Raw genomic sequence first — 9,928 nt, 5'->3', positions numbered from 1 at the left:
CAATACCAGCGCACAGCCCAAAGAATGATTTCGCCCTGAAAATGCCGACCATGGAAAGGATTCATATGCTGCACCTTTAGCTAAAACAGTCTTCAGCTTACCATTCGTGGTTATTTGCAACAGTGCCCCAGATTCTATGATTTTAGGCTGTTGAGGATCATAACGTTTAATCCAGACATAAAGACTATGCGTGGTTGTACCTAAACGTGCGGCAACTTCAGCCACACTATGACCTTTTTCAGTCACTTGCTTTACTGCTTCAATTTTGAATTCTTCAGGGTATCGCTTACTGCTAATAAGCACCTCGTTAATTAGCCATTTTATTGGAACATCATCGACTCAAATCTCTATTTGCAACAGTGCCTTCTTCTTTAATTTATATATAAATAGACGACTGGTCTATTTTTGTATATAGTTGCTGCATGATCACAGCAAAAACCGCAGTGTGGATTAATTTTTATAGTTGACGCGATTAATAACGGTGGTTTTTCAAATCATTAACTGATTTTTGAGGATAAAAATATGCTGAATTTTGACTTTTATAATCCAACCCGTATTCTTTTTGGTGCCGACACGATTGTCAAAATCAATGACTATGTGCCTGCAGAAGCACGGGTATTAATGCTGTATGGTGGCGAAAGTGCCCGTAAAAATGGCACATTAGCTGAAGTGCGTGAAGCATTAGGTACACGAGAAATTCACGAATTCGGAGGAATCGAACCGAATCCGAGCTATGAAACCCTAATGAGAGCAGTAGAACTGATTCGTGAACAAAAGCTTGATTTCTTAATGGCTGTCGGCGGTGGCTCGGTGATTGATGGCACCAAATTTATTGCAGCAGCAGTCAATTATGCAGGTGATACATGGGAAATTTTAGAAACCCATGGCACTCAAATTAGCCAAGCTTTGCCTTTTGCCAGTGTACTCACTCTTCCGGCAACCGGTTCAGAAATGAACAACGGTGGGGTAGTTACCCGAAAATCGACCCAAGCCAAACTTGCATTTAGCAGTCCCTATGTTTTTCCGCAATTTTCGGTGCTAGACCCGAATAAAACCTATAGCTTGCCGACGCGCCAGTTGGCAAATGGCGTGGTCGATGCATTTATTCATGTCATGGAACAGTACTTAACTTACCCTGTCAATGCACAAGTACAAGATCGTTTTGCCGAAGGTCTATTGCAAACCCTGATTGAGATTGGACCGAAAGTCTTGGAAGATTCGGCAGATTATGACACGCGTGCCAATTTAATGTGGACCGCCAGCATGGCACTGAATGGCCTGATTGGAGCAGGTGTACCACAAGATTGGTCGACCCATTTGATTGGACATGAGCTCACGGCTTTACATGGTATTGATCATGCTCGTACCTTAGCAATTGTGTTGCCGGCCAATCTACAAGTACGTCGTCAAGAGAAGCGAGAAAAATTACTACAATATGCGACTCGTGTCTGGCAGATTGTCGAAGGTGATGAAGAACAACGTATTGATGCAGCCATTGCCCGTACTCGAACCTTCTTTGAGCAACTCGGACTGCCAACTCGTCTTAGCGATTATCAATTGGGGGCGACAGATATTGAGATCATCATTACGCAACTCGAATCACACAATCTGACCCAGTTAGGTGAACATAAAAATGTTTCATTAGAGATCAGTCGCCAAATTCTCGAGACGAGCCTCTAAACAAGCGTATCTGTCATGGTCACGCCACACGGCATGTGATCATGTAACGATGCTCCCCCAATCCTAAAAATTATCAGAGAAATAATATGAAAATTTTACTCGTTCTGACCTCACATGCACAACTAGGCAATACTGGTGAGAAAACAGGTTTCTGGCTAGAAGAACTTGCTGCACCGTATTACACCTTTATTGATTCCGGGGCTGAAGTCACGCTGGCTTCACCTCAAGGTGGGCAGCCACCACTCGATCCGAAAAGTAACTTAGCCGATGCACAAACTGAAACCACACATCGTTTTGAGGCGGATCCAACTGCAATGCAAGCATTGGCACAGACGCAAAAACTTAGCGAAATTTCTGTTGCTGATTATGATGCAGTGTTTTATCCGGGCGGGCATGGTCCATTGTGGGATTTAGCAGAAGATCCGATTTCAATTGCTCTGATTGAACAGGCGATTCAGTCTGGAAAACCAGTTGCAGCAGTTTGTCATGCCCCGGGTGTTCTTCGTCATGTGAAAGAGAGTAATGGAATGCCTTTAGTCAGCGGTAAATCTGTGACTGGTTTTACCAATACTGAGGAGGCCGTTGTAGGGTTGACCGAAATTGTACCGTTTTTGGTCGAAGACATGCTCAAAGAAAATGGTGGTCATTATTCTAAAGCGGGTGATTGGCAAGTGCATGTCCAAGTAGATGGCTTACTGGTTACTGGACAAAATCCCGCCTCTTCTGCTGCAACCGCCACAGCATTACTTCAATTGTTAAAATAAGGAGTAGTCAATGTCTGCATATGTGGTATTTACCCGTGAGCAAACTTCTGATTCTGAGCAACTGGTGCAATATGCAGAGAAAGCCCCACTTGCTCGTGAAGGTCGTGAGTTAACAGCATTGGCTTTTTATGGTCAATTAGAAGTGCTCGAAGGCAATGAAATTGAAGGAGCTGTCATTCTACGCTTTCCTGATATGGCGGCAGCGCGAGACTGGTATCACAGTCCTGCCTACCAAGAAGCATTACAACATCGTCTGAAAGGGGCGACTTATCGTGTTTTTATGATCGAAGGTATCGAAGAAGCACTCTAATAGGGTGGTAACAAAATTAATCAGAGTATGTTTTTGATTACAAAATCTGGAAAATAATATGGCTTATGCATCTATTAATCCTTATAACGGTGAAGTACTAAAAACCTTTCCTGTTGCAAGTGATACAGAAGTAGAACAAATCCTCACAAACGCTCATCAAGCATTCTTGGCTTGGAAAGATCGATCGGTTTCTGAGCGTTGTGTGATTTTGCAACGTGCCGCTGATCTCCTGCGTGCAGATGCGAATAGATACGCAGGTTTGCTTACTCTTGAAATGGGTAAAATCACCAGTGAAGCATTGGCAGAAGTTGAAATTTCTGCACGTATTTTCGAATATTACGTTCAGAATGCAGAGTCTTTACTGGCTGATGAGCAGTTACCATTTGATCCTAATGAAGGGCAAGCAACACTAGTTCATGAACCCTTGGGTATTATATTGGCTATTGAGCCTTGGAACTTTCCTTATTATCAAATTGCACGCATTTTGGCGCCGCAATTAGCAGCTGGTAATACATTGATTCTCAAACATGCATCCAATGTCCCACAATGTGCTTTAGCTTTTGAAAAATTGATGTTAGATGCAGGTCTTCCTGTAGGTACTTTCAGTAATATCTTTGCAACAAGACAGCAAATTAAGACTATCTTGAATGATCCACGCGTACATGGAGTCGCGTTAACAGGTTCAGAAGGTGCAGGCTCTGTTGTTGCTTCCCAAGCAGGGCAGGCATTAAAAAAATCCACATTGGAATTAGGAGGCGCAGATGCATTGGTGGTTCTGCGTGATGCGGTATTAAAAGAAACTGTAAAATGGGCAGTAAAAGGCCGTCATTCAAATGCAGGTCAAGTATGTATTTCATCTAAAAGAATAATCGTTGTAGATGAAATTTATGATGAATTTTTAACACTCTATACAGAAGGTGTTGCACAACTAAAAGCAGGGAATCCTTTTGATGTAGAAACTACATTGGCACCTCTATCCTCACAGGCAGCTGCTGAAGAAGTACGTGAGAAAATTCGTCAAGCAGTTATACATGGTGCTATTGCTACTGAAGTAGGAGCTAGAGTGCCGAGTCAAGGAGCTTTTGTGCAACCAACTATCCTGACTAATCTAACCCCTGAAAATCCAGCGTATTATTGGGAGTTTTTTGGTCCTGTTTCAATGATTTTACGTGCTAAAGATGAACCAGATGCAATTGATATAGCTAATGATTCGCCTTTTGGTCTGGGTGGGTCGGTCTTTACAGAAGATACAAAACATGGTGCTGAAGTAGCTAAGCGTATTTCGAGTGGAATGGTATTCGTTAATCGACCTGCTTTTTCCAATGCAAATCTTCCCTTTGGAGGAATCAAACGTTCTGGTTATGGGCGTGAACTTATCGGTCTTGGTATCAAAGAATTTATTAATCATAAACTGATTTATGTTACTGATAGTAAAACCAAAGCCTAGCCTCTAATACCCTTTTACCCCTTTATTTTTTCTGTTGCAGGAAGGAGGGGTATTTTTTTTAAAATTTAGATCAATTATGGTCATGATCACTTGGAAACAATGAAATGAAAGCCAGCAAATTTTTTCAAAACCTGAGCTTAGGCCCGTATGTTTTGCAAAACCGTATTGTATTGCCACCATTAACGCGGTCGCGCAGTACTCAGCCAGGGAATATTCCAAATGAGTTGATGGCGACCTATTATCAACAGCGTACCGGGGCTGGATTTATGGTCACCGAAGGTACGCAAATCGAGCCACGTGGTCAAGGCTATGCTTGGACTCCTGGTATTTACAGCCCTGAACAGATTACTGGATGGCGTAAAGTGACCGAAGCAGTGCATGCCAAAGGAGGCATTATTTTTGCGCAACTTTGGCATGTTGGGCGTGTTTCACATACATCTTTGCAACCCAATCATGCAGCACCGGTCGCACCCTCGGCTATTGCGGCTGATAGCAATGTTAAAGTCTTTATTGAGACGGGGCCCAATGCAGGGGCCTTGGCTGATCCTTCCATGCCACGTGCTTTAAGCAATGCAGAAGTTAAAGAATTAGTGCAACTCTATGCTCAAGCAGCACGCAATGCCTTGGCTGCTGGTTTTGATGGGGTTGAAATTCATTGTGCAAATGGTTATTTGGTGAATCAATTTATCTCTGCACATAGTAACCACCGTGAAGATGAATATGGTGGATCATTAAACAATCGTTTGCGTTTTTTACGTGAAGTAGTAGAGACAGTTGCTGAGGTGGTTGGTGCAGATCGTTTAGGAGTGCGTTTTGCCCCGCTATTTGAAAGTACAGAGGAAGATCGTGTTTACATGGGGTTAGTTGAAGATGATCCACATGTGACTTATATTGAAGCCATAAAAATACTTGAAGAAGTTGGGATTGCCTATTTATCAATTGCAGAAGCTGATTGGGATAATGCACCAGAACTTCCTCATGATTTTCGTAGAGATGTCAGAGACACTTTCAGTGGTCGCATTATTTACGCAGGTCGATATACTGCAGAAAGAGGGACTCGAATTTTAGAGGCAGGGCTGGCCGATTTAATTGCATTTGGACGCCCATTTATTGCGAATCCAGATTTACCCGCTCGCATCGCCAATGGCTGGCCATTGAATGCAGTAGATGCAAGCACTATGTATGGTGGGACGGAAAAAGGCTATATTGATTATCCAGCTTACGCAGATTAATATTGACTAAGTGAGTTATTTTGCCAACCTTTGTGGTTGGCAAAATAAGGACTTAGGATTGCTGTTGCCAGCATAACTTCTTCTTAAAACAAATTCTTAAGATTTTTTAGCTGTGTAATGAGCCAACCCGCCAGTGGAAAGGAAATGAGTTGCGTCACGGGCACTAATACTATGACTTCAATGAACACCATCATCGGGAAACTTTGATGCTGAGTAATTGGCTTTAATAAAGTCAGTACCAGTAATAGTGTGGGATATAAGCCTAAATATCCGACTAAAATACGAGTCAGGAGGGCTTTAGAAGGAGAATTCATTGTGCGCTATACTCATTGATACTAAGTTGATGTAATAGCAGCACATTAATAAGAAATCATTTGGCTGCTATCACAACTTTTTACTTATCTAATTGATATTGAATATAATCTTTTTAAGACTCTGCACTTTTTAATAGAAACTCAGTCGCTCTCAGGGCTTGATGTAATGGTGTTTTATCTTTTTGCAACTTACTCAGTAATGCTGCACCCAACCACATTTGGTAAATCACTTGTGCCAACGTAGAGGCATCAGTGTCTGCTTGGATAGACTGATCTTGTTTTCCCAAAACAATTAACCCAGCAATCCGTTGGATTACATCATCGACACCAGCGGACATAATGGAGCGCATATCTTCAGATAGGTCGGCAACTTCTGCGGCAAGTTTCACAATTAAACAGCTATCTGCCCAACCACACTGCGTTTCAGGATCTTCAATCCATAATTTAAAATACCCGATCAGCTTTTGATAAGCGGATTGATCACTACGCCATACTTCATTTAAACGGACTTGGTAATTATCTACATAATACTGTACCAATTCACAGCCGAAAGACTCCTTGGATTGGAAGTAATGATAAAATGAGCCTTTAGGGATCTCGCAGCTTTGTAAAATTTCTTGTAATCCTACACCGGTAAAACCTTTATGCAAAATTAGGTCTGAACTGGTGTTAAGAATGTGTAAGCGCTTAGCTTCAGACTTCTTAATAGGGGTAAGCTTCATATTAATTGTGTACTCTATTGTAAAAAATAGACCAGTCGTATTGCTTTTCATTATAACTCATCTACAATGGATGTAAAGACGTTTTAATCGACAGTTTTGATTATCAATAGAAATACTTCTATATAAAACATGGAGTTATACAGGTGAGCACAATTAATAACCAACGCATCGTTTTAGCTAAACGGCCAGTCGGTGAGCCAAAACACAGCGATTTTCGAATTGAGCAAGTTGAGCTTTCTCAACTTAAACAAGGCGAAATGTTGTTAAAAACCATTTACTTGTCACTCGACCCTTATATGCGTGGTCGCATGAGTGATGCTCCCTCATATGCAGCACCGGTTGAAATTGGCGAAGTGATGGTCGGTGGAACAGTCAGTCAAGTGGTGGCCTCTAAAAACCCAAAATTCAAAGAAGGCGAGTGGGTTCTTTCCGGAAATGGTTGGCAGGGCTACGCAATTTCTAATGGGACTGCATGTCAAAGCTTAGGTATGCAGCCTGAACATCCATCTTGGGCATTGGGTATTTTGGGGATGCCTGGCTTTACTGCTTATATGGGGTTGTTGGACATTGGTCAGCCTAAAGCCGGTGAAACTTTAGTGGTTGCAGCTGCAACGGGACCTGTTGGTGCTACGGTTGGACAGATTGGCAAAATTAAAGGTTGTCGCGTGGTTGGCGTCGCAGGTGGGGCTGAAAAATGCCGTTATGCAGTAGAAGAACTCGGCTTCGATGCTTGTATTAATCATCATGATGAAAATTTTGCAGAGCAATTACAACAAGCAGTTCCCAACGGTATTGATATTTATTATGAGAATGTGGGGGGGAAAGTGTTTGATGCGGTATGGCCATTGCTTAACTCTGCGGCACGTGTACCGGTGTGTGGTGTGGTTTCCCAGTATAACGCCACCGAGCAAGCACAAGGGCCAGACCGTTTACCGAGCTTTATCTCCACCCTTTTAAGAAAGCGTATTCGCATGCAAGGCTTTATTATTTTTGATGATTATGGCAGTCAGTATCCGGAATTCAATCAGCAAATGTCTGAATGGTTGAAAGACGGAAAAATCAAATATAAAGAGCATATGGTGCAAGGCTTGGATAATACGATCAATGCTTTTAATGGCATGTTAAAAGGCGAAAACTTTGGCAAAGTGGTTGTAAAACTTTAAAAAAATAGGAATTATCATGATTACACTACATCATTTAGATCAATCACGTTCTTTTCGCATTTTGTGGTTACTTGAAGAAATCAAACAGCCTTATCAGCTGCAACGCTATTATCGCGACTTAAGCACGCATTTAGCGCCTGATTCGTTAAAAACCATCCATCCTTTAGGGAAATCTCCAGTATTGGAATGGGATGGCAAAATTATTGCAGAGTCGGGTGCGATCGTTGAGTTATTAATTCAGAAACTTGCGCCGCATTTAGCACCCGATATGAATGAAGCTGCCTATGTAGATTATCTACAGTGGATTCATTTCTCAGAAAGCTCTGCTATGCTGCCATTTTTATTAAAAACGTTTAATGCGATAGAAACCCAGCAGGGCACAGAGTTGGTATTTCTAGAAAATTATACTCAAGTTGAGTTCGATAAAGTATTTGGTCATTTAAATGATTATTTAAAAGATAAAGCATTTCTGGTGGGAGACCGTTTAACCGGTGCTGACTTTATGATGGGCTTTGGACTACATGCTTTAGTTCATCATATGGGACAAGGTGAAAATTATCCCCATATTCAACGTTATGTAGCAAGCTTAAGTCAACTACCTAGCTGGCAAGCCGCAGTACAAATTGAACAAGATGGTGTGAAAAGCTAAAATAGCAAGATTGATTTTTTCTCAAGGAGATTGAGAAAAAAGATGATGATTTTCTAGCCTTAAAATAAGCTGACACTTATTTTAAGTAAACGCCTAATGAGTTTCATTGGGCGTTTTCTATTTTAAAGATAGATAAGGATTCGGAATCTTTATCCTAATATCTATATAGAAGATAGTCCAATTAATAGAAAGAAATAGTGAACAAATATTTGATCTAATTTAAATTGTGTGCAATTATATTTTGTACAAATTAAATTAAATTAAATTAAATTAAGTTAAGGTAACACACATGAGTAATCTCTATTCAACTCAAGTTAAAGCAGTTGGTGGGCGTTCGGGAACTATTCGTAGCGAAGATGGTATTCTAGAGTTGAAATTGGCTTTACCAAAAGAATTAGGTGGTAAAGGTGATGCAACGAATCCTGAGCAATTATTTGCAGCTGGCTATGCTGCATGCTTTGGAAATGCAGTGATCCATGTAACTCGTAGCAATAAAGAATATAAAATCCGTGATAACGATGTAGAAGTCCTGAGCACTGTTGGAATGGTTGCTAATGGCAATGGTGGATTTGCCTTGACAGTACACTTAGATGTCACGATTTCAGGTATTTCACAAGCTGACGCAGAGAAAATAGTGGAACAAACACATCAAGTATGTCCTTATTCAAATGCTATTCGAGGTAATATACAGGTGTCTACCACTGTCTATACCAAATAAAAAGTTATGTCCAAGAATCAGCTTTGCTTAGATGAGCAACTATGTTTTCCTATTTATGCTGCATCTAATTTAATCGTAAAAGCTTATCGCCCTTTTCTTACACCTCTCGGACTTACTTATCCTCAATATTTAGTAATGTTGGTTTTGTGGGAAAAAGACTGTGTAAGTGTGGGTGATCTTGGACAAATTTTACATCTTGATAGTGGAACATTAACCCCACTATTAAAAAGAATGGAGACATCTGGTCTAATTAATCGATCACGTGATCCTAATGATGAAAGACGAGTTCTTATTTCATTAAAAGATAAAGGGCGAGACTTATCTGCTGAAGCAGAAAAGATTCCTAAAGAGCTTACCAAGAACATTGAGTTTGCTAACTTAAATCAATTACGAGATGAATTAAAAGCATTAGTTAATCTATTATCAGAAAGAATTTGAGACCTCTTTTACATCTGGTCGGCTTTGTTGCACAAAGATTTGAAATGCAAAGCGCCCCTAATTGAGCCAAATTTAAGGCGTAACTTGGGTAAGTGATCGACCTAATTCCGTAAATCGGTTGAGGACTGCTACACGTGCATGAATTTCATTCACCTGACTAGGAAAGCTTCTTGCCATTAATTTATCGCCTAATAATTTGATGCAATGCATCTTGGTTTCCACCAAACTGCGGCGATGATAGCCTGACCATTTTTTCCATAATGTCCTGCCTAAACGTTTAACTGTTCGAAGTAATTCATTTCGCTCTAGCGAGCTACTCTTTGTATCTTTCCATGGTTTCGCATTTTTTCTAGGTGGAATCACCGCATGTGCTTGCCGATCTGCAATGACCTGACGGCATTGCTTGGTGTCATAAGCTCCATCGGTATAAACAGAGTCAATCTGCTCATCTTGTGGAATCTGATTAAGTAAATCACCAAGCACCTGTGAAT

At 40.9% G+C, this 9,928-nt stretch carries 12 protein-coding genes and 1 pseudogene; 9 read left to right on the top strand and 4 right to left on the bottom strand.

Features of this window, described 5'->3' with window-relative positions; genetic code table 11:
* The coding region (locus tag MF4640_RS19810) for a transposase (protein WP_171455401.1) at window positions 1-297 on the bottom strand (297 nt) is incomplete at its 3' end.
* A gap of 225 nt (window positions 298-522) precedes the next feature.
* Here MF4640_RS19810 and MF4640_RS17440 point away from each other — a divergent pair.
* From MF4640_RS17440 to MF4640_RS17420, 5 genes are all read left to right on the top strand, one after another.
* Window positions 523-1,680, top strand: a complete 1,158-nt coding sequence (locus MF4640_RS17440) for an iron-containing alcohol dehydrogenase (RefSeq protein ID WP_062034281.1) — start codon at window positions 523-525, stop codon at window positions 1,678-1,680.
* A gap of 86 nt (window positions 1,681-1,766) precedes the next feature.
* Window positions 1,767-2,444 (top strand): type 1 glutamine amidotransferase domain-containing protein, encoded by a 678-nt coding sequence (locus MF4640_RS17435; RefSeq protein WP_074947920.1) that lies wholly within the window; start codon window positions 1,767-1,769, stop codon window positions 2,442-2,444.
* A gap of 10 nt (window positions 2,445-2,454) precedes the next feature.
* Window positions 2,455-2,754 (top strand): DUF1330 domain-containing protein, encoded by a 300-nt coding sequence (locus MF4640_RS17430; RefSeq protein WP_010116206.1) that lies wholly within the window; start codon window positions 2,455-2,457, stop codon window positions 2,752-2,754.
* A gap of 58 nt (window positions 2,755-2,812) precedes the next feature.
* Window positions 2,813-4,201: an NAD-dependent succinate-semialdehyde dehydrogenase gene (locus tag MF4640_RS17425; protein ID WP_010116205.1), complete on the top strand. Its 1,389-nt coding sequence runs from the start codon at window positions 2,813-2,815 to the stop codon at window positions 4,199-4,201.
* A 104-nt stretch (window positions 4,202-4,305) separates the two neighbouring features.
* Window positions 4,306-5,433 carry an alkene reductase gene (locus tag MF4640_RS17420; RefSeq protein WP_078390383.1) on the top strand — a complete coding sequence of 376 codons (1,128 nt, stop codon included), beginning with the start codon at window positions 4,306-4,308 and terminating at the stop codon, window positions 5,431-5,433.
* Window positions 5,434-5,516: 83 nt separating this feature from the next.
* Here the strand turns inward: MF4640_RS17420 and MF4640_RS17415 are convergent, their stop codons facing one another.
* Together MF4640_RS17415 and MF4640_RS17410 are read right to left on the bottom strand one after the other, a co-directional pair.
* Entirely contained in the window at window positions 5,517-5,747 is a 231-nt protein-coding gene (locus MF4640_RS17415; protein ID WP_029574618.1) for a hypothetical protein, read from the bottom strand.
* Between the two features lie 113 nt (window positions 5,748-5,860).
* The gene (locus MF4640_RS17410; RefSeq protein WP_078390382.1) at window positions 5,861-6,469 is read right to left on the bottom strand and encodes a TetR/AcrR family transcriptional regulator; all 609 of its coding nucleotides are present in this window, start codon (window positions 6,467-6,469) and stop codon (window positions 5,861-5,863) included.
* Window positions 6,470-6,612: 143 nt separating this feature from the next.
* Between MF4640_RS17410 and MF4640_RS17405 the strand changes: the two genes are divergently transcribed.
* From MF4640_RS17405 to MF4640_RS17390, 4 genes are all read left to right on the top strand, one after another.
* Complete coding sequence (locus MF4640_RS17405) at window positions 6,613-7,632, top strand: NADP-dependent oxidoreductase (RefSeq protein ID WP_078390381.1); 1,020 nt, start codon at window positions 6,613-6,615, stop codon at window positions 7,630-7,632.
* A 16-nt stretch (window positions 7,633-7,648) separates the two neighbouring features.
* Entirely contained in the window at window positions 7,649-8,281 is a 633-nt protein-coding gene (locus MF4640_RS17400) for a glutathione S-transferase family protein (RefSeq protein WP_078390380.1), read from the top strand.
* A 289-nt stretch (window positions 8,282-8,570) separates the two neighbouring features.
* A complete protein-coding gene (locus MF4640_RS17395) occupies window positions 8,571-8,999 on the top strand; it encodes an organic hydroperoxide resistance protein (protein ID WP_062034276.1) in 429 nt (142 codons plus the stop codon).
* Window positions 9,000-9,005: 6 nt separating this feature from the next.
* Window positions 9,006-9,437: a MarR family winged helix-turn-helix transcriptional regulator gene (locus MF4640_RS17390; RefSeq protein WP_005401805.1), complete on the top strand. Its 432-nt coding sequence runs from the start codon at window positions 9,006-9,008 to the stop codon at window positions 9,435-9,437.
* 72 nt (window positions 9,438-9,509) lie between these two features.
* Here the strand turns inward: MF4640_RS17390 and MF4640_RS17385 are convergent.
* Window positions 9,510-9,928: pseudogene (locus MF4640_RS17385) on the bottom strand (IS5-like element IS17 family transposase); the annotation flags it as partial.

Origin of the sequence: Acinetobacter sp. MF4640 (genome assembly GCF_002018895.1) — a bacterium.
In the GTDB taxonomy this organism is placed as follows: domain Bacteria; phylum Pseudomonadota; class Gammaproteobacteria; order Pseudomonadales; family Moraxellaceae; genus Acinetobacter; species Acinetobacter johnsonii.
Note: the sequence above shows the minus strand (reverse complement) of the source record. Positions and strands in the feature narration are given on the sequence as shown.

What these genes read in the sequence shown, in the direction of transcription:
- MF4640_RS17425 (WP_010116205.1), top strand. Translation starts at nt 2,813, where the DNA reads ATGGCTTATGCATCTATTAATCCTTATAACGGTGAAGTACTAAAAACC.
- MF4640_RS17410 (WP_078390382.1), bottom strand. Translation starts at nt 6,469, where the DNA reads ATGAAGCTTACCCCTATTAAGAAGTCTGAAGCTAAGCGCTTACACATT.
- MF4640_RS17440 (WP_062034281.1), top strand. Translation starts at nt 523, where the DNA reads ATGCTGAATTTTGACTTTTATAATCCAACCCGTATTCTTTTTGGTGCC.
- MF4640_RS17400 (WP_078390380.1), top strand. Translation starts at nt 7,649, where the DNA reads ATGATTACACTACATCATTTAGATCAATCACGTTCTTTTCGCATTTTG.
- MF4640_RS17415 (WP_029574618.1), bottom strand. Translation starts at nt 5,747, where the DNA reads ATGAATTCTCCTTCTAAAGCCCTCCTGACTCGTATTTTAGTCGGATAT.
- MF4640_RS17390 (WP_005401805.1), top strand. Translation starts at nt 9,006, where the DNA reads ATGTCCAAGAATCAGCTTTGCTTAGATGAGCAACTATGTTTTCCTATT.
- MF4640_RS17395 (WP_062034276.1), top strand. Translation starts at nt 8,571, where the DNA reads ATGAGTAATCTCTATTCAACTCAAGTTAAAGCAGTTGGTGGGCGTTCG.
- MF4640_RS17435 (WP_074947920.1), top strand. Translation starts at nt 1,767, where the DNA reads ATGAAAATTTTACTCGTTCTGACCTCACATGCACAACTAGGCAATACT.
- MF4640_RS17430 (WP_010116206.1), top strand. Translation starts at nt 2,455, where the DNA reads ATGTCTGCATATGTGGTATTTACCCGTGAGCAAACTTCTGATTCTGAG.
- MF4640_RS17420 (WP_078390383.1), top strand. Translation starts at nt 4,306, where the DNA reads ATGAAAGCCAGCAAATTTTTTCAAAACCTGAGCTTAGGCCCGTATGTT.